Annotated in this window: 18 protein-coding genes and 1 tRNA gene; 9 read left to right on the top strand and 10 right to left on the bottom strand. The window is 73.1% G+C overall.

What is annotated here, in order from left to right:
• The first annotated feature begins 50 nt into the window (after positions 1 to 50).
• On the top strand, positions 51 to 1,175 hold the full coding sequence (locus tag ACIBX3_RS14750; RefSeq protein ID WP_397116962.1) for a CaiB/BaiF CoA transferase family protein: 1,125 nt from the start codon (positions 51 to 53) through the stop codon (positions 1,173 to 1,175).
• Positions 1,172 to 1,840: a GntR family transcriptional regulator gene (locus tag ACIBX3_RS14755; RefSeq protein WP_397116963.1), complete on the top strand. Its 669-nt coding sequence runs from the start codon at positions 1,172 to 1,174 to the stop codon at positions 1,838 to 1,840. The genes ACIBX3_RS14750 and ACIBX3_RS14755 overlap by 4 nt, the downstream gene beginning before the upstream one ends.
• A gap of 13 nt (positions 1,841 to 1,853) precedes the next feature.
• On the opposite strand, the gene ACIBX3_RS14760 is transcribed toward ACIBX3_RS14755, so the two are convergent.
• The 10 genes from ACIBX3_RS14760 to selD all read right to left on the bottom strand — a co-directional run bounded on the left by ACIBX3_RS14760 (position 1,854) and on the right by selD (position 12,046).
• Positions 1,854 to 2,891, bottom strand: coding sequence for an erythromycin esterase family protein (locus ACIBX3_RS14760; RefSeq protein ID WP_397116965.1), 1,038 nt, complete (start codon positions 2,889 to 2,891; stop codon positions 1,854 to 1,856).
• Between the two features lie 131 nt (positions 2,892 to 3,022).
• Positions 3,023 to 3,586, bottom strand: a complete 564-nt coding sequence (locus tag ACIBX3_RS14765) for a hypothetical protein (RefSeq protein ID WP_397116967.1) — start codon at positions 3,584 to 3,586, stop codon at positions 3,023 to 3,025.
• Positions 3,587 to 3,606: 20 nt separating this feature from the next.
• Complete coding sequence (locus ACIBX3_RS14770; RefSeq protein ID WP_397116968.1) at positions 3,607 to 4,938, bottom strand: hypothetical protein; 1,332 nt, start codon at positions 4,936 to 4,938, stop codon at positions 3,607 to 3,609.
• A 9-nt stretch (positions 4,939 to 4,947) separates the two neighbouring features.
• Entirely contained in the window at positions 4,948 to 5,622 is a 675-nt protein-coding gene (locus tag ACIBX3_RS14775) for a TetR/AcrR family transcriptional regulator (RefSeq protein WP_397116970.1), read from the bottom strand.
• A 52-nt stretch (positions 5,623 to 5,674) separates the two neighbouring features.
• On the bottom strand, positions 5,675 to 7,396 hold the full coding sequence (locus ACIBX3_RS14780) for an ABC transporter ATP-binding protein (RefSeq protein WP_397116972.1): 1,722 nt from the start codon (positions 7,394 to 7,396) through the stop codon (positions 5,675 to 5,677).
• Positions 7,393 to 9,204: an ABC transporter ATP-binding protein gene (locus tag ACIBX3_RS14785; protein ID WP_397116974.1), complete on the bottom strand. Its 1,812-nt coding sequence runs from the start codon at positions 9,202 to 9,204 to the stop codon at positions 7,393 to 7,395. Before ACIBX3_RS14785 ends, ACIBX3_RS14780 begins: the two co-directional genes overlap by 4 nt.
• A gap of 138 nt (positions 9,205 to 9,342) precedes the next feature.
• Complete coding sequence (locus tag ACIBX3_RS14790) at positions 9,343 to 9,552, bottom strand: hypothetical protein (protein WP_397116976.1); 210 nt, start codon at positions 9,550 to 9,552, stop codon at positions 9,343 to 9,345.
• Between the two features lie 35 nt (positions 9,553 to 9,587).
• A complete protein-coding gene (locus ACIBX3_RS14795) occupies positions 9,588 to 10,379 on the bottom strand; it encodes an alpha/beta hydrolase (RefSeq protein WP_397116978.1) in 792 nt (263 codons plus the stop codon).
• Positions 10,380 to 10,421: 42 nt separating this feature from the next.
• On the bottom strand, positions 10,422 to 10,961 hold the full coding sequence (locus ACIBX3_RS14800; RefSeq protein WP_397116979.1) for a hypothetical protein: 540 nt from the start codon (positions 10,959 to 10,961) through the stop codon (positions 10,422 to 10,424).
• Positions 10,962 to 11,029: 68 nt separating this feature from the next.
• Complete coding sequence (gene selD, locus ACIBX3_RS14805; RefSeq protein WP_397117408.1) at positions 11,030 to 12,046, bottom strand: selenide, water dikinase SelD; 1,017 nt, start codon at positions 12,044 to 12,046, stop codon at positions 11,030 to 11,032.
• Between the two features lie 12 nt (positions 12,047 to 12,058).
• Between selD and ACIBX3_RS14810 the strand changes: the two genes are divergently transcribed.
• The 7 genes from ACIBX3_RS14810 to fdhE all read left to right on the top strand — a co-directional run bounded on the left by ACIBX3_RS14810 (position 12,059) and on the right by fdhE (position 19,838).
• A tRNA-Sec gene (locus ACIBX3_RS14810) sits at positions 12,059 to 12,150 on the top strand.
• Between the two features lie 75 nt (positions 12,151 to 12,225).
• Positions 12,226 to 13,518, top strand: a complete 1,293-nt coding sequence (gene selA, locus ACIBX3_RS14815) for an L-seryl-tRNA(Sec) selenium transferase (RefSeq protein ID WP_397116981.1) — start codon at positions 12,226 to 12,228, stop codon at positions 13,516 to 13,518.
• On the top strand, positions 13,509 to 15,326 hold the full coding sequence (gene selB, locus ACIBX3_RS14820; protein ID WP_397116983.1) for a selenocysteine-specific translation elongation factor: 1,818 nt from the start codon (positions 13,509 to 13,511) through the stop codon (positions 15,324 to 15,326). Before selA ends, selB begins: the two co-directional genes overlap by 10 nt.
• Entirely contained in the window at positions 15,323 to 15,910 is a 588-nt protein-coding gene (locus ACIBX3_RS14825) for an LLM class flavin-dependent oxidoreductase (RefSeq protein ID WP_397116985.1), read from the top strand. Before selB ends, ACIBX3_RS14825 begins: the two co-directional genes overlap by 4 nt.
• 59 nt (positions 15,911 to 15,969) lie before the next feature.
• Positions 15,970 to 16,545 (top strand): hypothetical protein, encoded by a 576-nt coding sequence (locus ACIBX3_RS14830; RefSeq protein WP_397116986.1) that lies wholly within the window; start codon positions 15,970 to 15,972, stop codon positions 16,543 to 16,545.
• Between the two features lie 12 nt (positions 16,546 to 16,557).
• On the top strand, positions 16,558 to 18,981 hold the full coding sequence (fdnG, locus tag ACIBX3_RS14835) for a formate dehydrogenase-N subunit alpha (protein ID WP_397116988.1): 2,424 nt from the start codon (positions 16,558 to 16,560) through the stop codon (positions 18,979 to 18,981).
• Complete coding sequence (fdhE, locus tag ACIBX3_RS14840) at positions 18,981 to 19,838, top strand: formate dehydrogenase accessory protein FdhE (RefSeq protein ID WP_397116990.1); 858 nt, start codon at positions 18,981 to 18,983, stop codon at positions 19,836 to 19,838. Before fdnG ends, fdhE begins: the two co-directional genes overlap by 1 nt.
• The last annotated feature ends 1 nt before the right edge of the window (position 19,839 follow it).

The raw sequence follows: 19,839 nt of genomic DNA on the forward strand, positions 1-19,839 counted from the left end.
ACAATCAGACACAGCACCGTCACGGTCATGGGACCGACGAAGGAGGGCACATGACCGGCGCGCTGTCGGGGCTGCTCGTGGCCGACTTCAGCCGGGTGCTCGCCGGCCCCTACGCCACGATGTTGCTGGCGGACCTGGGGGCCGAGGTGGTCAAGGTGGAGCGGCCCGGGGCCGGGGACGACACCCGCGCGTGGGGGCCGCCGTACGGGCCCGGGGGCGAGGCCACGTACTTTCTCGGCGTCAACCGGAACAAGCGCTCGATCGCGCTCGACCTGCGGGCCGGCGCCGAGGCCGCGAGAGGCCTGGCGGCACGCGCGGACGTGCTCGTGGAGAACTTCCGGCCGGGCACGATGGACAGGCTAGGGCTCGGGTACGACGCGCTGCGGGAGCTGAACCCGGGGCTGGTCTACTGCTCGATCACCGGCTTCGGGTCGGGTCCCGGGGCCGCCCTGCCCGGGTACGACCTGATCGCGCAAGCCGTCGGCGGGCTGATGAGCGTCACCGGCGAGCCGGACGGGCCGGGGACGAAGGCGGGCGTGGCGCTGGTGGACGTGATCACCGGCCTGCACGCCGGCCTCGGCATCCTGGCCGCCCTGCGCCACCGCGACCGGACCGGCGAAGGACAGCACGTCGAGGTCTCCCTGCTGTCCTCGCTGCTGTCGGCGCTGACCAACCATGCCTCCGCCTACGCCGCCGCAGGCGTGGTGCCGCGCGCCATGGGCAACCGGCATCCCAGCATCGTCCCGTACGAGGTGTTCGAGACCGCCGACCGGCCGCTGGTGATCGCGGCCGGCAACGACCGCCTGTTCCAGGCCCTGTGCGGGGTGCTGGACCGCCAGGACCTCGCGAAGGACGCCCGCTACGCCACCAACGCCGGGCGCGTCGCCGCGCGAGCCGAGCTCGTCGCCGAGCTGAACGCCGCCCTGCGGGAACGCCCGGCGGACGAGTGGTTCGAGCTGCTCACCGCGGCCGGGGTGCCGTGCGGCCCGATCAACGACCTGGCCGCCGCGTTCGCGCTCGCCGAGGATCTCGGCCTGGAGCCGGCGGTGGAGCTCGGCGGCGTGGGCCAGGTCGCCAACCCGATCCGCCTCAGCGCCACCCCGCCCGCCTACCGCCTGCCGCCGCCCGGCCTCGGGCAGGACGAGGACTGGGTTCGTGAGATATTGGGGCCGTGAGTCCGGACGAGGCGGGACGCAGGCCACCGACAGCCCAGCAGTTCGTGCTGGGTGAGCTGCGCCGCGCCATCACGACCGGCCGCCTGCGCCCCGGCGCCCCGATCCGGCAGGACGCGCTGGCCGAGGAGCTCCAGGTCAGCCGGGTCCCCCTGCGGGAGGCGCTCAAGACGCTGGAGGGCGAGGGCCTGGTCACGTACAAGGCGCACAAGGGCTACTGCGTGGCGATGCTCTCGCTCGACGACCTGCGCGAGGTCTACCGCATCCGTGAACTGCTCGAGGAGGAGGCCGTGCGCCGCGCCGTCGCCCGGCTCACCGACGCCGGCCTCGACCGGCTGGAGGCGGCCCAGGACGAGGTGGAGCGGGCCGCCGCCGCGGGGGACGTGCTCGCCATGGCCACCGCCAACCGGTTGTTCCACATGACGCTGTTCGACGGTGCGGGCATGCCGCGCCTGGCCCGGCTGATCAGGACGCTCTGGGACACGACCGACGCCTATCGGTCGATGTACTACGGGGACGCCGGCAACCGGGAGCGGGTCGTCAAGGAGCACCGCGCCACGCTGGACGCGTTGCGCCGCCGCGCCGCCGACGAGGCCGTGGCCACCCTGAACGTCCACCGCACGCACGCGGTCGCCGAGCTGGAGGCACTGCTCGGCCCGGCCTCCTGAGCCGCGCACGGCCTCACCGCACCACGTGGTCGGTGCCGGTCGTCCGGGACACGTGCGCGATCGCGTCGAACACCGGCATGTCCAGGAAATAGTCGGCCATGCGCGTGTGCTGGAAGGACGCCGCGTCGCACCAGGCGCCCTGCGGCCGCTCCGGCGTCGGTTCTCCCAGCGTGGCGGTCCGGCCCAGGCTCGACGTCACGCCGATGGCCCGGTAGCCGTTCCCCAGAGCGGCGGCGAGGTGGGCTCCGGCGGGCAGGAGCAGATTCTCCTCGCTGTCCATCGCGGGTGTCCGCTGGATGTGCCAGTTGTGCGCCGCCAGCACCACACGTTGGCCGCCCTCCAGCAGCCGCAGCACCGACTCGGCCATGTAGACGTCGCGGAACGTCGACGCGGACTCGAACCCTTCGGCGGCGTTGGCGCGGTGGAGCTGATCGAGATACCAGGCGCCGCGCAGGTGCCACGTCGCCGTGTCGTGATCGGCTCCGTGGCCGTGGGCACGCTGGACGGAGGCCATGCGCCGCAGATGCGCCATCAGCCGGCTCAGCGCGCTGGTGAGCACGTCCCGCTCGATCGGGCCAAGGGCCTGGTAGCGGCCGAGCGCGGCGAAGGTCACCGGGTCATGGAAACGCCGGACCACGTCGACCGCCTCCTCCAGCTCCCGCATCCACGTCAGGGCCTCGTGCATCTCCCGGCACTGCCCGAGCGACAGGGCGATGCCGTCCGCCGCGACCTGCTCCACGGTGCCGGGACCGCCGCGGACCCAGCCGTCCAGGACCTGCCCCTGGGTGAACGGCGCCTCCAGGGCGTACACCTCGAAACCGCACCGTTCCACCAGGAAGCGCAGGATGCGGTGGCGTACCTGGTAGAACTCCCGGAGGTGGTGGGAGCTCTCGCCCAGCGCCACGACCCGCGCGGGACCGACGATGTCACGCAGCGGTTCGAGGTCGTCCACAGGGGAGCGGAAGTCCAGGGTGCCCAGGGTGCCCAGGGCCGAGGCGTGATCGCCGATCCAGCTCGCGAAGCTCGTCCGGCCGCTTGTGCTCTCCTTCATGCCGGACAGCTTCTCGCGGCGGGTCCGCCCGGGTCGTCGTGCGTGGGGAGGGGCTTGGGAGTACGGCCGCCGGAGCGGTCGAGGTGCGGACTACGACGCTGGAAGTATCCCGTTCCCGGACGCCGCTGAGGTCAGCTCAGGGGGATGACGGAGATCGGCTCGTCCCTCTTGTCGAGCAGTTCGACGCTCGTCACCTTCTGGTTCGGCCACCAGGCGAGTGCCTGCAGCCCGTGCTCGGGAACCGTGATCCGCCTGCTCTCGAACCTGACGGCGCCCACCTCGGCCGACAGTCGCACGATGCCGTACGCCACCCACTTCGCCGGCCACGGAAGCCAGCGACCCGCGTTGACGTTGGTCCGCGCCGCCTCGTCCGCCCGCGCGTGGCCGTTGAACACGTCGGCCGCCGGGCTGGGGGCCAGCAGGTCGTCGCCGGGACTCGCCGCGGTGCTGCTGCCGGCGCGGATCCGCCAGTGGCCGCGCTGCTGCGACAGCACCCAGACGTCGAGCCAGAACAGCCCGACGTCGTCGAGCCGCGCGAAGGCCGCCGCCGCGAGCCGGTCGCCGACGTAGAGGGAGAGCGGTGAGAAACGGTGCCGTCCACCCAGGGTCTCCGGCAGCACCTTCGGCAGTCCGTGGGCGATGAGCCGGCGGCTCTCGGTCGCGGGAGTGTACCCAGGGTAGTGAGTACGGTCCACGCGCTCATCGTACGCTCGGGTCACTTCGCACAGCTGTCGCGACAGCCGCCGAAGCGCCTCGTGTCGGGCCTGGTGAAGGTCGTCTCGGGGAGGCCGTTCAGTGCCGTCGTCATGGAGTCCTTCCAGATGGGTCCGGGGATCGACGTGCCTTCCACGTACGCGTGGCGGCGGCCGCCGATGGTGATGTCGGCCAGTCTGCGCCGGGCGGCCTCCGGTTCCGGGGCGCCGATGGCGACGGCGGAGGCCAGGTCCGGGGTGTAGCCGGCGTACCAGGCGGACATGTAGCCGTCGGCGGTGCCCTGCATGCCTGCCGCGTCCCGGCCGAGGCCTTTGAGCGGGCTGCGTGCGAGTGCGTCGGCGAGCACACCCGTCACCGCGTCGGCGACCGCCGGGTCCAGCGCCTCGCGGCAGCGCGGCGGGAAGGAGCGCAGGACGCCGGAGCCGTCACGCACCTCGGTGACCGCCATCGGCTCGCAATGCCTGCCACGGGCGGCGAGCGTGGCGTAGGTGGTGGCGACCGTCACCGGGTCCACCTCGTTGACGCCCAGCGTGAAGGTCTCGTATTCCGCCAACGGCGCCCCGTCGGCGCGGGCCAGGCCGAGCCGCTTGGCCATCGTCACGCTCTCGCACAGGCCGACCTTTTCCGTCAGCTTCAGGAAGAACGCGTTCTCGGCGGCCCAGGTGCCCGATCGCAGGGTCGTGAATTCGCCGTGGTGGCGCTTCTGGTTGACGACCGAGTGCGCCGGGTCTGCGACCGCTTCGCCCTTGCAGTTCTTGAACGCGCCGTAGGAGGGTGCCCGGTATTCGCCGGCGTAGGGAAAACCGTCCTCGTAACGCATGCCGCTCTCCAGAGCGGCGGCCAGCGTGTAGACCATCGCCGTGGAGCCCTGCTGGAAGCCGAGCCTGCCTTCCCTGCCGATGAGCCGGCGGCTGGTGGCCATGGCCCTGATCTCGCCGGTGCCGGGGACGACCACGGCCTGGGCGGCGAGCGGCGGGTCGTCGTGGCGGACGCGTTCGTCGATGGCGTGCTGGGCGGCCTGCTGCAGTCGCTGGTCGACGGTCGTCCTGATGGTCAGTCCGCCGCGGGCGAGCAGCTCCCTGTCGGCGGCCAGCAGGTCGTCGAGCACCCGGAAGCACAAGTACGAGAACCGGCTGGTCGCGCAGTCGCCGGAGAACTCCTCCAGGACCGCGCCGTTGACGTCGACCAGAACGCTGGGGCGCACCACCGTGGGGGCGACCACCAGGCGCTCCCTGGCGGGCGCCTCGCCCTCGGCGCTCTGGATGAGCAGGAAGGTCGTGGCGGCCAGCGCTCCCGCCACCGCCACACCCGTGACGACGCGTAAGAGTCTCACCGCTGGATCTTACGGCGGCACGAGGCCGACGGCGATGCCGTCCAGGACCAGTTTCAGTTTGCGTTCGAACCACACCTTGGCCGGCTCCGACAGCGCCAGCCGCATCACCGGCGCCACCTCCGCGCCCACCGCCTCGGCCCAGGCGTCGGCCGTGCTGCCGCGGACGTTGGTGCCGCCGGTCGGCGTGTCCATCTGCTGGCCCCGGCTGAAGACGTCGATGGCCAGGTCGAAGACCGTGTCCACGGCGAGGAAGGCGTCGTCGACCGCGAAGCCGTAGCCCGTCAGGCGGCGCACCGCCACGCCGAAGCGGCGCATCACCTCCTCGGGGAAGCGCTTCAGCTTGAGGAACTCCTTGACCAGGCCCGGGTACGCCTCCAGCAGGTCCCACAGGGCGGCGGCCTGCGACTCCAGGTCCGAGCGCCACTCGCCGGTCGGCTCCGGCCAGGTCGCGGTGCTGAGGGCGCGGTTGATGGCCACGATGACCAGATCCTCGCGGTCGGCGACGTGGCGGTAGAGCGCCGAGTGCGCCACCTGCAGGCGGTCGGCCACGGTGGCCAGGGTGAGGTTGTCGAAGCCGACGGCGAGCGCGGCGTCGGCGATGGCCGGCCGGGTGATGCGCGGGGGACGGCCGCGCGGGCGGCCGAGCACGCGCCACTGGCGCGCCGGTTGGTCCTCACCCGTCAAACCCATCTCCAGCCGTCAGCGCCGTGCCGAAACCGTCCGCGTGCCGGAGGCGTCAGGCCGGGGCCGTCAGGCGCCAGCCGCGGGCACGCTCCCGTTCCTTCCAGAAGGCAGCGTACCGACCGCCCGCCGCGAGCAGCTCCTGGTGGGTGCCCCGTTCGGCGACCACGCCGCCCTCCAGCATGATGATCTGGTCGGCTGAGGCGATCGTGGTCAGGCGGTGCGCGATGACCAGCAGCGTGCGGTCGCGGGCGAGTGTGGTGAGGGCGTCCATCAGCGCCGACTCGTTCTCCGGGTCGAGGGCGGCCGTGGCCTCGTCCAGCAGCACGATCGGCGCGTCCTTGAGTATCGCCCGCGCGATGGACACCCGCTGCCGCTCGCCGCCCGAGAGCGTCGCGCCCGCCTCGCCGACGCGGGCCTGCCAGCCGCCGGGCAGCCGTTCGGCGATCTCGTCCACCCGGGCGAGGTGCGCGGCCTCGCGTACCTCCTCGTCGGTGGCGTCGGGGCGGCCCACCCTGATGTTGTCCTCCAGAGTGCCCTCGAACAGGTAGACGTCCTGGAACACGATCGACAGCTGTGCCATCAGCTCCTCGGGCGGGTAGTTGCGCACGTCGCTGCCGGCGACCCGCACCACGCCGGCGCCGGTGTCCCAGAAGCGGGCGATGAGCCTGGTCAGCGTGGTCTTGCCGGAGCCGGACGGGCCGACCAGCGCGGTCACCGTACGGGGCGGGACGGTGAAGGTCACGTCCCGCAGCAGCGGCCGCTCGTCGTAGGCGAAGCTCACGCCCTCCAGCTCGATCGACGGCTCGCCGGGCCGCGCGATCCCGCCGGCCGGCAGCGGAGGCGTGTGCAGCACCTCGCGGATGCGGCGCAGGCTGCCGCGCGCCATGCGCAGCTCGCCGCCCACGTCGGCGGCGGCCAGCAGCGGCTCCGTGAACCGCACGGCCAGCACCAGCACGCCGACGAGCTCCGGCACGTCGACCGAGCCGCCGAGCGCGAGCGCGCAGCCGGCGATCAGGATCACGGTGAACGCGAGCTGCACGGTGAGCGCGACCGTGCCCAGTCCGGGCAGAGCGGTACGCAGCAGCCGCCGCAGCGCCGACCGCTGCCGCGCCAGCGCGCTGTCGAGCAGGTCGTAGCCGTCCGCGGTACGCCCGAACGCCCGCAGCGACGCCTGCTGCCTGGCGAACTCCACGACCCGGTCGGCCGCCTCGGCCCCGGCGTCGTCCATCGCCGTGTCGTTCCGCTGCACCAGGCGCTGCGTCCACTGGTACGCCAGCCACAGGAACGGCGCCGTGAGCAGCGCCGCCAGCCCGAGCCGCCAGTCGAAGACGAACATGAACACCAGCACGGTCGCCGGCGCCGTCACCGCGCTCACCACGACCTGCAGCAGGTGGGCGGGCACGCTCATCACGTCGTTGACGCCCTTGCCCGCGAGCTGGCCGAGCCGCCCCACGCGGTCGGCGCTGAACCAGCCCACCGGCAGCCCGGCCACGTGGTCGCCGATCCGGTGGTAGAGGGTCCGCAGAGCGGCCAGGCCTACCGCGTAGCCGTACTGGGACTGCAGGTAGGAGACGACGGCGGTGGCGACGACCACGGCCGCGAACGCGGCGAGCCACGGCCCGGCGTTCTCGCCGGACAGCAGCGCCCGCAGCACCGGCACGAGCATCGCGTACGACGCCCCCTGCAGCACGCCGTAGGCGACCATCGCGACCACATGGCGCCGCAGCCGCGCGCCGTGCTCCGGGCCGAGCACGGCCCCCAACTCTCCGATCATGCCCGGGTCCAATCCCGCTCGTCGTCGCGTACGTGCGCCGCCCACAGCCGGGCGTAGAGCCCGCCCGCCGCGAGCAGCTCGTCATGGGTGCCGCGCTCGGCCACCCGGCCGCCGTCGAGCACCGCGATCTGGTCGACCCCGGCGATCGTGCTCAGCCGGTGCGCGATGACCAGCAGCGTCCGCCCGGCCACCAGCGTGGACAGCGCGTCCTGGATGGCCGACTCCGACTCGGGGTCGGCGAACGCTGTCGCCTCGTCCAGCACGAGGATCGGCGCGTCGGCCAGCAGGGCGCGGGCGATCGACACACGCTGCGCCTCGCCGCCCGACAGGTGGGCGTCCTCGCCGATCACCGAGTCGTAGCCGCGCGGCAGCTCCGTGATCCGGTCGTGGATCTGGGCGGCGCGGGCCATCCGCTCGACCTCCTCCCTGGTGGCCTCGGGGCGGCCGAGCGCGATGTTGTCCGCGACGGACGTACGGAGCAGCTGCACGTCCTGCAGCACGAAGCCCACGTGCCGGTACAGCTCGGCGGAGCCGATGTCGCGCACGTCCACACCGCCCACCGCGACCTGGCCCGAGCCGGGGTCGTAGAAGCGGGGGAGCAGCTTGGCCAGCGTGGACTTGCCCGATCCCGACGGCCCCACCAGCGCGGTCACGGTGCCGGGCTCCAGCGTGAGATCCACGTCCCGCAGCACCGGCGTCGTCCCGTCGTACGAGAACGACACGCCGCGGAACTCGACCAGGTGCCCGGCCGGCGGCACGGGGGTCTCCGGCTCGGGCAGCGGCGGCGTGTCCAGCAGCGCGGCCACCCGCCCCGCCGCCTCGGCGGCCCGCCGCAGGCGCATCGACCCCATGTCCAGGGTCAGGAACGGCGCCGTCACCGCCACGCCGACCAGCACGAACGGCAGCACGTCCACCGGCGCCAGCCACCCGTTCGCCACGAACAGCACCCCGCCCGCCGCCGAGACCAGCAGCATGGACGGCGGCGAGATCAGCGCGGTCGACACGCCGCTGAGCTTCAGCATGGGCCGCACCCAGGCGCCGAAGAAGTCGGCGAAGTCGTCGGCGGCCTCGGCGAAACGCCGGTAGGAGCGCCGGGTCTGCCCGAACGTCTTGATCACCGCGATGCCCTGCACGAACTCCACCACGGCCGCGCTGATCCGCGCGTTCGCCTCGCTCCAGCGCCGCATCTGCTCCTCGTAGCCGCGCATCATGAACGCGAACGCGACCGCGAACAGCGGCACGGGGATGAGCACGACGAGCGTGAGCCGCCAGTCGACGTACAGCAGGTACGCCAGCGCGGCCACCGGCGTCACCACGGCCGCCAGCAGGTCGAGCAGCGCGTGCGCGACCAGGTGGTGCATCTCCCGGACGTCGTCCTGAAGCGCCTGCTTGACCTGGCCGGAGTTGCGCTCGCCGAACCAGCCCAGCGGCACCCGGGACAGGTGCGCGGCCATCCGGCGGCGCAGGTGCAACTGCAGGTCGGCGTCCGCGAAGTGGGTGATCGCGCCGGCCACCCCGAACGAGACGAACCTGACCAGCAGCCCGGTCACGGCCAGGGCGGCGATCGGCCAGATCCGCCCGCCGCCGGCGCCGCCGGGGCTCAGCAGCGCCCTGGCCAGCTCCGCCACGCACACGAACGGCACGAGCGCCGAGACCGCGTACACGACCTGGAGCAGGGCGGCGGCGATCAGGCGCGGCCGGATGGGAGCGAGCAGCGCGAGGAGGGCGGCGCGGTCGGGGGCGGGGGCTCGGGCGTCGCCGTCCGGCGCGGGCGCCACGGGGACCGCCGGTTCGGCGGTGATGGTCATCGGTGTCCTCCAGGGGAGAGGCGAGGTCTCGCCATTTTGTTACAGCATGTCTTGAAAAGGCAAGGTTGACCTAACTAGGGTGGAGCGTCCGCCGGCGCGCGCCCGTGGCCGAGGGCGGGCGCGCGCCGGACGGGCGGATCACGCCGGCAGGCCGGGCAGGATTCTGGCCATTTCGGCGCGGACGCGGGCGTGGAAGGCGGCCTCGTGGGCCCGGTCCGTGACGACCTCGACGAGGCGCGGCCCGCATCCGGGCACCGCCTGGGCCACGTCGGGACGGTCCGCCTCCGCCCCACCACCGACCAGCTCACCTCGCCCGCCGACCGGCCGTCCCCGGCGAAGGACGTCCATTGACGCGCTCCCCGGACTGAAGCCCGGGACTCCGCCTACGACCGCCCGGCCAGCGCCACCACCGCGCGGATCAGTTCGTCGCCGTTGAGCATGGACAGGTCGTTGTGCCCCGCCCCGGCCAGCTCCACGGTCGTCACGTCGCCTCCGGCCGCCTCGGCGACCTCCCTGCTCAGCCGCGCCGGCACGATCGTGTCGCGGGTCCCGTACGCGACCACGGTCGGCACCCGCACCGCCGCGATCCGCTCGGCGACCGGGAAGCGGTCGCGCAGCAGCAGCCGCACCGGCAGGAACGGGTAGTTGACCTGCCCCGCCGCCGCCAGGTCGGTGAACGGCGAGCGCAGCACCAGCCCCTCCGGCCGATGCTCGAGCGCCAGCCGGGTCGCCACCGCCGCCCCCAGGCTCTCGCCGAAGTAGATCACCCGCACGTTGCCCAGGTACGCCCGGGCGGCCAGGGCGTCGAGGTAGAGCCCCTCCTCGGTCGGGCTGCCCGGATTGCCGCCGTAGCCTCGGTAGTCCATCAGCAGCACCGGTAGCCCGTGCGCCGCCAGCGCCCTGGCCAGCGGCGCGCGGTGCAGTCTGTTACCCGCGTTCCCGCCCATGACCAGCACGGTCACGTCGCGGCGCCCCGGCACGTACCACGCGTCGAGGCGCAGGCCGTCGCCCGTGGTGAACGAGACGTCCCGCGCGCCCGGGACGACCTCGCCGGCCGGCGGCACAGACCCGCGGTCGGGCAGGTAGATGAGCTGCCGCTGGAACAGCCACAGCAGCCCGAGCAGCAGGACCGCCACCGCGACGATCACGAGTGCGGTACGCGTCAGCGACGTCACCTCTCAAACGGTACGCACTGCGCCACGACAACGCCCGCCCGGTCAGAGCCAGCTGGCGCGGACGCTCGTGGCGGACCCGGCGTCGGCCGGGGTGCCGAGATCGCCCGAGCGTACGCGATCCAGCAGCCGCCCGACCGTCTCCACGATCTCCGGCGCCCGGTCGCGCAGCCCGGCCACGTCGGCGCTGGAGACCTCGGACCCGTCGACGCCGATCTCCTTCAGCACACTCTCCAGATCGGCCAGCCGCTCGCCCAGCCACGTCAGCGGCTCGGCGGACAGCCGCTCGTCGAAGACCCGCCTCCCCGGCTCCCATCCCTCGATCGAGGGATGGTGATGGGTGCGGTCGAAGCTCCCCGGCGCCCCGGAGACCGACTCCAGCAGGTCGATCCGCCACAGCGGCCGGTCCACGGTGATGGGCCGCGCCGAGTAGATCGACCCCTTCAGCTCGCCGGGTTCGAGCCTGCGGATCTCCAGCCGCACGCCTCGCTCGGCGCCCTCCTGGCCCGGGATCGGGTCGGGGTCGACGAAGTAGATGTCGCTCACGGCCACGCCGATCCGCTCGAAGCCGAACAGGTAGAGCACGGGAAACCACTTCCTTCGCAGGTGCCGGTGGGGTTCCCTGCCAACGTAACCCGGCGGGCCCGGCCGGGCTACCTGACGACCAGCGCCCGGTCCCCGCCGGGCACGAGCTCGCCGATCACCGGCGCCCCCGGCACCTCCCCGGCCACCAGCAGGCCGCCCGACGTCTGCGCGTCGGCCAGCAGGAGCAGGTCCTCTTCGGCGGTCCCGCCGGCCTCCAGGTGCGGGGAGACCCAGGCCAGGTTGCGGCGGGTGCCGCCGCTGACGTACCCGTCCCGCACCGCCTCCCGAGCCCCCTCCAGGTACGGCACCGCCGCGGCGTCCACGACGGCGGTGACGCCGCTGGCCCTGGCCAGCTTGAACAGGTGCCCCAGCAGCCCGAACCCGGTCACGTCCGTCGCGCACCGCGCGCCCGACGCCCTGGCGGCGCGGGAGGCGTCCCGGTTGAGCGCCGTCATGGACGCGACCGCCTCGGCGAAGACCTCGCCCGTGGCCTTGTGACGGGAGTTGAGCACCCCCACGCCGAGCGGCTTGCTCAGGCTCAGCGGCAGCCCGGGACGTCCGGCGTCGAGGCGGAGCAGGGCGGCCGGGTCGGCCAGGCCGGTGACGGCCATGCCGTACTTGGGCTCGGCGTCGTCGATGCTGTGCCCGCCGCCGACGGCGCATGCCGCCTGGCGGGCCACGTCCAGGCCGCCGCGCAGGACCTCGTGGGCGAGCTCCATGGGCAGGAGGTCGCGGGGCCAGCCGAGCAGGTTGAGCGCGACCAGGGGCTCGCCGCCGACGGCGTAGACGTCCGACAGGGCGTTGGCGGCGGCGATCCGGCCGAAATCGTACGGGTCGTCGACGACCGGGGCGAAGAAGTCGACGGTCGAGACGATGGCACGATCACCCTCCACGCGCACGACTGCGGCGTCGTCGCCGTGTTCGAGCCCGATCAGCAACTCTCGTCCGGAATCTCCGCCGAGCGATCCGTCGAGGGAGGGGAAGGCGGCCAGGACCGCCTCCAGCTCGCCAGGCGGGATCTTGCAGCTGCAGCCGCCGCCGCGGGCGTACTGCGTAAGTCTGATATCCGTCATAGCGTGAAGTATGGTCTCCCTTTTGGAGGCGCTTGTGTTCTGGTGTGCACCCCGGTCTTCAAAACCGGTGGGCGGCGCGCGGCGTCGCCGGCGGGTTCGATTCCCGTGCGCCTCCGTGCAATGTGTTCCGTGCAATGTTCCGTGCCGGTTGACCGCGAGGTCCCGATGACCGATGTCGTGAGGTCGCCCCGATGATCGCGGAGCCCCGCTTGGCCTCCGATCCCCGCCGTCGCATCCCGCGTACCGACAGCGTCCTGGCCGACCCCCGCGTGGTCGAGGCGGCCAGGGGCGTGGGCCGTGCCGCCGTCAAGGCCGCCGTCGTCGCCGCGCAGCAGCGGGCCAGGGAGGGGCGCATCGCCCCGGAGGAGGTCGTGGCGGCCGCCGTGTCCGCCCTCGCCGCGGGCCCCCGCCGGGTGATCAACGCCACGGGCGTCCTCGTCCACACCAACCTGGGCCGGGCCCCGCTCTCCCAGGCCGCCATCGACGCCATCGCGGCCGCCGCCGGCTGCACGGACGTCGAGTTCGACCTGGTGACGGGGGAGCGGGCGCGGCGCGGGCGGGCGGCGCTGGCCGCGCTGGCCGCGGCGGTGCCCGAGGCGGAGGACGTGCACGTCGTCAACAACAACGCGGCGGCCCTGGTGCTGGCGGCGACCGCGCTCGCGGCCGGACGGGAGATCGTCATCAGCCGCGGCGAGATGGTGGAGATCGGTGACGGATTCCGCCTCCCCGACCTGCTCGAATCCACCGGGGCGCGATTACGCGAGGTCGGCACCACCAACCGCACCACCGCCGGCGACTACGCCGCCGCGATCGGTGAGGCCACCGGGTTCGTGCTCAAGGTCCATCCCTCCAACTTCCGCGTCGAGGGCTTCACCGCCGAGGCTTCGGTCGCCGAGCTCAGCACGCTCCCGGTGCCCGTGGTGGTCGACGTCGGGTCCGGAGTGCTCGCCCGCGACCCGCTCCTGCCGGACGAGCCGGACGTACGCACGGCGCTGCACGCAGGCGCCGCCCTGGTGACGGCAAGCGGCGACAAGCTCCTCGGCGGGCCACAGGCCGGCCTGCTCCTGGGCCGCGCCGACCTGGTCCAACGCCTGCGCCGCCATCCCCTGGCCCGTGCCCTGCGCGTGGACAAACTGACGCTGGCGGCCCTGGAAGCCACACTCCGCGCCGATCCGCCGGTACGCCTGGCCCTCCACACCGACGTCGAAGACCTCCGGGACCGCGCCCACCGCATCGCCGCCCGCCTCGGGAAGGCCGCCGGCGAGGTGACGGACAGCGTGAGCGTCGTGGGCGGCGGAGGAGCCCCGGGCGTCGAGCTGCCGAGCGTGGCGATCGCCCTGCCCGTCGAGTACGCGCTCCCGCTCCGCCTGGGCGACCCCGCCCTGGTCGGGCGGGTGGCGGGCGGACGGCTGCTCCTCGATCTGCGTTCCGTGCCACCCGATCTGGACGACGAGTTCGTGGAGGCGATACGGGCATGTACGTGATCGCCACGGCCGGCCACGTCGACCACGGCAAGTCCACGCTGGTCCGCGCGCTCACCGGCATCGAGCCCGACCGGTGGGCCGAGGAGCGCCGCCGCGGCATGACCATCGACCTGGGCTTCGCCTGGACCACGCTCCCGTCGGGCCGCCGCCTGGCGTTCGTGGACGTGCCGGGGCACGAGCGGTTCGTCACCAACATGCTGGCCGGGCTGGGCCCGGTTCCCGCCGTGATGTTCGTGCTGGCCGCCGACCAGGGCTGGCAGGCCCAGTCACAGGAGCACTGGGAGGCCGTCGAGGCGCTCGGCGTCGACCGCGGCCTGCTGGTGGTCACCCGGTGCGACCTCATGGATCCGGCGCTGGCCGTCGAGGAGGCCCGGGAGCGGATCTCCTGGCCTGTCGTCACGGTGAGCGGCAGCACGGGAGAAGGGCTCGACGACCTGCGGCGCGGGCTCGACCGGCTGGTCGCGTCGCTGCCGCCGCCGGACCCGGACGCCCCGGTACGGCTGTGGATCGACCGGGCCTTCACGATCACGGGCGCGGGCACGGTGGTCACCGGCACGCTCGCCGCCGGCACTCTGCGGACCGGTGACACACTCGTCCTGGACGGCGAACGGGTACGCGTGAAGGCGCTGCAGGTCACGGGCGAATCGGTGGCCGAGGTGACGGCCACCGCCCGCGTTGCGGTCAACCTGCGGGGCGTCGAGCGCGACAGGGTGGTCCGCGGGAAGACGCTGCTCACCCCGGACGCCTGGCTGGAGACCGACGTGGTGGATGTGCGGCTGGACGGCGGGCCGGTGCCCCGCGAAGCCGTCCTGCACATCGGCTCGGCGTCGGTCGCGGTACGCGTACGCCCCATCGGCTCGCCTCCGCCGGATCCGGGCGCGCCGGGGCCGGGTGCGCCGGGCACGTATCCGCCTGGCCCGGCGGGCGCCGGCACGGCGCGGCTGACGCTGGCCCACCCCCTCCCTCTGCGCATCGGAGACCGGGCGTTGCTGCGCTGCTCGGGGCGGCCGATCACGAGCGTGCTGGTGCTCGACGTGCGTCCACCGGCCCTGCGCCGCCGTGGCGCGGGCGAACGGCGCAGGGGCGAGCTGGCGGCGTTCGCGGCCCCCGGAAGCGTGCGCGACCCGGCGCGCGGCGTGCCCGACGCCGTCACCGTGCTCGGCTGGCGCGGCGTGGCGCGGCGGTCCGAGCTGGCCGCCATGGGATGCGATCCCGCCGGACTGGACGTGCCCGGAGCCGGGGACTGGGTGGTCGATCCGGGCCGATGGGCGAGCCTCGCCGAGCGGCTCGAGGCGGTCGTGGGCGAGCAGCCCGGCATCCCGGTGGACGCGGCGCGGACCGCGCTCGGCCTGCCCGCGCGGGAGCTGGTCGAGGCGCTGGTGAGGACCCGCCCGCCGCTACGTGTGTCCGACGGCCGGATCGACGGTGACGGCGTGCCCGGGGAAGTCGTCAGCGCCGTGGAGCGGCTGCGGGCCGAGCTGGCCGGGGCGCCGTACCTGGCGCCCGAGGCGGCGCGGCTGCCCGCGCTCGGGCTCGGCAAGCGGGCGGTGGCGCTGGCGGCGCGGGCCGGGATGCTGCTGCGGCTCGCCGACGGGGTCGTCCTGCTGCCGGGGGCCGACACTGAGGCGGCGCGGATCCTGGCGAAGCTGCCGCAGCCCTTCACGGCGGCAGACGCGCGGGTCGCGCTCGGCACCAACCGGCGGGTCGTGATCCCGCTGCTGGAGCACCTCGACAGGATCCATCTCACCCGCAGGATCGACGACCGGCTGCGCGTCGTCGTCGACGACCGGCACGGAGCGGCATCATGACGCAGGAGAGCGAGCCCGCCGGGCGAGGGGTGAAGGTCGGAGTCGTACTGCCCAGGCCGCCGGACGAGCCCGGCGAGTGGCTCACCGACGCGGTGGCGTTCGAGGCGGCCGGCGCCGACGCCCTGTGGGTGGAACACGGCGCGGCGCCGTCGCTCGACCCGCTTACCCTGACCGCCGCGCTCGCCGCGATGACGTACCGATCGCTGCTGGCCGTGGCCGTGCCCCAGACGCCCGCCCCCCAGGCGCTCGCGACGGTGCAGCGGTTGAGCCGCGGCCGGCTCGCTCTCATCGTCGACGCGGGCAGTGACGAAGGCCGGGTGGGTGCCGGTGACGAGGCCGGATCCGACGGTGTGGGGACGGTGGTGCGGCTCGCGGGCGGGGGCGCGTACGAGGAGGCCGGGGCAGGGCGGTGGGCACCGGTCGCCGTGCCGCTCGGGCGGCCCGCCTGGCGGGAGACGCTGCGGCTGGCGGCCGAGCGCGGCGATCAAGGCGTGCTCGTGCCCGCCGACCCGCGACTGATCGACCTGCTCCGCAATCCCGACGACCCGGGCGGCCGCCACGACCTTCAGCTCGCTCAGGGCTAGACGCGAAACCGGTCGAAACATACGGTGAAGGAACGAACCGTAATTTGGGGAGTCCGGTCATGGAGGTCAGCCGGCGTCAGTTCCTGAGCATCGGCCCAGCAGGTGCGCTCGGCGGCTCAGCCCTGGGGTTCGACCTGACCGAGTCGATCAGGGTCAAGCAGCGGTTACGCATCGAGGGATCCACGCTCTCCCATTCCCTGTGCCCGTACTGCGCGGTCGGGTGCTCGCTCATCGCCCACACCAGGAAAGCCGCGAACGGCAAGACGGAGCTCCTGCAGATCGAGGGCGACCCGGACAGCCCGGTCAACGAGGGCACGCTCTGCCCGAAGGGCGCCACGTCGCTGCAGCTGGCCGTCTCGCGCCGACGGGTGCCGCACCCGCTCTACCGCGCGCCGGGGGCTACCGGATGGAAACAGGTCTCCTGGGAGTTCGCGCTCGACCGGCTGGCCAGGAATATCAAGGCGTCGCGTGACGCCACGTTCGTCACCCAGGACGCCGACGGCAACGTGGTCAACCGCTGCGAGGGCATCGCCTTCGCGGGCGGGGCGGCGTTCAGCTCGGAAGAGGGATATCTCGCCACGAAGCTGATGAGGGGGTTGGGCCTGGTTCACCTCGAACAACAGGCCCGTGTTTGACACGGTCCCACGGTGGTCAGTTTGGCTGCCACGTTCGGCCGAGGGGCCATGACCAACCATTGGCGTGACATCAGGCACGCCGACCTGATCCTCGTCAACGGCGCCAACCCGGCCGAGGCCCATCCGGTGGGCTTCCGCTGGCTCATGCGGGCCAAGCTCGACCGGGGCGCGCGGATCATCCACGCGGACCCGCGGTTCACGAGGACCTCCGCCGTCGCCGACACGTACGTCCGGATCCGCACCGGTACGGACGTCGCCTACTTCGGCGGCCTCATCAACCACGTCCTGGAGAACCGCCTCTACCACGACGAGTACGTACGCTGGGCCACCAACGCCGGCTTCGTGGTCAAGGAGGGGTACGCCTTCCAGGACGGCATGTTCAACGGCTACGACCGGGAGCAGGGGGTCTACAACACCAAGCTGTGGGCGTACGAGACCGACGACGAGGGCCACGCGAAGATCGACCTCGACCACCCGCGCTCCGTGCTGAACCTGCTCCGCGCCCACTACCAGCGCTACGACCCCGGCACGGTCGCCCGCATCACCGGCATCCCGCGCGAGCAGTTCCTCCAGATCGCCCAGCAGGTCGGCGAGATGGGCCGCCCGGACAAGGTCATGACCATCGTGTACGCCGTCGGCCTCACCCACCACACCACCGGCGTGCAGCTCATCCGCTCGGGAGCCATCCTGCAGCTGCTGCTCGGCAACATGGGCCGCCCCGGCGGCGGCATGAACGCCGAGCGCGGCCACGCCAACATCCAGGGGAACACCGACCACGCCATCTCCTGGGACATCCTGCCCGGCTACCTGCGCATCCCCGCTCCCGGGCAGAAGGACGTCAAGGCGTACCTGGGCGAGAGCGCCGGCGTCAAGCAGCATCCCCGGGCGGTGAACTTCTTCGGCGAGAACTACCGCCGCTACCTCGTCAGCCTCCTCAAGGCCTGGTACGGCGACGCCGCCACGAAGGACAACGAGTTCGCCTTCGACTACCTGCCCAAACCCGCCGCCAACTCCTCCTGGATCTCGATCTTCGACCAGGCGCTCCGAGGGAAGATGCAGGGGCTCATGCTGTCCGGCATGACCGCGACCAGCATCGGCCCCGACTCCAACCAGGTGCTCCAAGCGCTGTCGAACCTCAAGTGGCTGTGCGTGATGGACCCGTTCGCCACCACCAGCTCCGAGTTCTGGCAGGCCCCCGGCATGGACCCGGCGAAGATCCAGACCGAGGTGTTCATGCTCCCGGCCACGCACTGGATCGAGAAGGACGGGTCGTTCACCAACAGCGGCCGCTGGGTGCAGTGGAAGGACCAGGTGCTGCCGCCCGAGGGCGAGGCCCGGCACGACCACTGGATCCTGGCCGAGCTGTTCCTGCGGGTCAGGGACCTGTACGAGACCCAGGGCGGGAAGTTCCCCGACCCGGTGCTGAAGATGGCACTCCAGTACGCCAACCCGCGCAAGCCCGAGCTGGACGAGATCGCCCAGGAGATCAACGGCCGTGACCTGCGGACCGGCAGACGCCTGGCCACCTTCGTCGACCTCAAGGACGACGGCACCACCACCGCCGGCGACTGGATCTACACCGGTCACTACCCGGAGGAGGGCAACCTCGCCAAGCGGCGCGACGGCGTCCAGGACCCGGCCAAGAACGACCCCAGCGGCATGGGGTTCTACCCGAACTGGGCGTGGAGCTGGCCCGCCAACCGCCGCGTCCTCTACAACCGCGCCTCCGCCGACGAGAACGGCCGGCCGTGGGACCCGGAGCGGCCCGGCATCGCCTGGGAGAACGGCAAGTGGGTGGGCGACGTGCCCGACTACCCGCCGACGACGGGGCCGGGCCCCGACGCGCCGCTGCCGTTCATCATGACCGGCGAAGGCGTGGGCCGGCTGTTCAGCAACGCGGTGGCGGACGGGCCGTTCCCCGAGCACTACGAGCCCATCGAGTCGCCGATCGCCAATCCGCTGCACCCGCAGGTGTCGGCGACCCCGGTGGCCTTCAGGTACGACGAGCGGGCCGGGCGCCCCAACCGGTTCGGCACCGTGGCCGACTATCCGTACGTCGCGACCTCGTACCGGCTGACCGAGCACGAGCACTACGTCACCCAGAACGTCGAGCACCTGGTCCAGCTGCAGCCGGAGGCGTTCGTCGAGGTCCCGGCCGCCCTCGCCCGGGAGAAGGGCATCGAGACCGGCGACCGGGTACGCGTGTCGTCCAGGCGCGGCAAGCTCGAAGTGCGGGCCGTGGTGACCAAACGCCTCGGGCCGCTCGACATCGACGGGCACAAGGTCTACCAGATCGGCATCCCCATCCACTGGGGGTTCGTGGGCATCAACACCGGGCAGCACTGGCTGGCCAACGCCCTCACCCCGTTCGTGGGGGACGCCAGCGCCCGAACGCCGGAGTACAAGGCGTTCCTCGTCAACATCGAGAAGATCTGATGTTCGCCGGAGATCGGGCACGGGCCGGGGAACTGCGCGAGCGCTATCCGCACACGGCCGAGGTCCTCGGGCTGTACCTGGCCCTGGTGGAGGTGTGGGAGTCGGTCGCCGACCGCGTACCGGCCGGCGAGGCGGTGGAATGGGCGCGGGCGAACGTGCTGCCGCGCGTGGTCGAGGCGACGGCCGCCCACGGGCCTCCGCCGCTGGCCACCGCGATCCGCACGGCGGCCGCCCGCGGCCTCCTCGGCGCCGGCCCATCGGGCTCGGCCCCGGGCGACGGCCTGCTCGGCGCCTGGCTCGACGGTGCGGAGCTCGCGCCCGTCGAACGCTATCTCGCCCGTGCCACGATGCGCGTCGTCCCGCCCGGAAGCCGGCCCGCCCGCGCGGACCCGCCCGACGGCGAGGCGACGGGATCCGTCCGCGCCGGGCGGATGCCGGGGTGTTGCCCTTCCTGCGGGGGCGCGCCGCAGCTCAGTTACCGCACCGCGGGCGGCGACCCTCTGGTGAGCGGGCGCCGCATGCTGCAGTGCGCCCGGTGCGCGCACGAGTGGAGCTTCTCCGCCACCACCTGCCCCAACTGCGGCGAGACCGGCAAACGCACCGTCCACGCCGAAGCGGGCGGCGCAGCGCCCCCCGGCGGACCGCGGGTAGGCCGCGGTGCCGCAGCGGACGGCACCCTGTTCCCGCACCTCCGGGCGGAATCCTGCGAGACCTGCCGCCGCTACCTGATCGACGTCGACCTCGGCCGCGACCCCAGGGCGGTCCCGCGGGTCGACGAGCTGGCGGCGGTGCCCATCGACCTGCACATGGCCGACCAGGGCTACACCAAGATCACGCCCAATCTGATGGGGTTCTGAG

This window comes from Nonomuraea sp. NPDC049480, assembly GCF_044465905.1.
Taxonomy (GTDB): Bacteria; Actinomycetota; Actinomycetes; order Streptosporangiales; family Streptosporangiaceae; genus Nonomuraea.

What these genes read in the sequence shown, in the direction of transcription:
- ACIBX3_RS14785 (WP_397116974.1), bottom strand. Translation starts at nt 9,204, where the DNA reads ATGACCATCACCGCCGAACCGGCGGTCCCCGTGGCGCCCGCGCCGGAC.
- ACIBX3_RS14825 (WP_397116985.1), top strand. Translation starts at nt 15,323, where the DNA reads ATGACGCAGGAGAGCGAGCCCGCCGGGCGAGGGGTGAAGGTCGGAGTC.
- ACIBX3_RS14750 (WP_397116962.1), top strand. Translation starts at nt 51, where the DNA reads ATGACCGGCGCGCTGTCGGGGCTGCTCGTGGCCGACTTCAGCCGGGTG.
- ACIBX3_RS14780 (WP_397116972.1), bottom strand. Translation starts at nt 7,396, where the DNA reads ATGATCGGAGAGTTGGGGGCCGTGCTCGGCCCGGAGCACGGCGCGCGG.
- selB (WP_397116983.1), top strand. Translation starts at nt 13,509, where the DNA reads ATGTACGTGATCGCCACGGCCGGCCACGTCGACCACGGCAAGTCCACG.
- ACIBX3_RS14760 (WP_397116965.1), bottom strand. Translation starts at nt 2,891, where the DNA reads ATGAAGGAGAGCACAAGCGGCCGGACGAGCTTCGCGAGCTGGATCGGC.
- selA (WP_397116981.1), top strand. Translation starts at nt 12,226, where the DNA reads ATGATCGCGGAGCCCCGCTTGGCCTCCGATCCCCGCCGTCGCATCCCG.
- fdhE (WP_397116990.1), top strand. Translation starts at nt 18,981, where the DNA reads ATGTTCGCCGGAGATCGGGCACGGGCCGGGGAACTGCGCGAGCGCTAT.
- ACIBX3_RS14790 (WP_397116976.1), bottom strand. Translation starts at nt 9,552, where the DNA reads ATGGACGTCCTTCGCCGGGGACGGCCGGTCGGCGGGCGAGGTGAGCTG.
- ACIBX3_RS14830 (WP_397116986.1), top strand. Translation starts at nt 15,970, where the DNA reads ATGGAGGTCAGCCGGCGTCAGTTCCTGAGCATCGGCCCAGCAGGTGCG.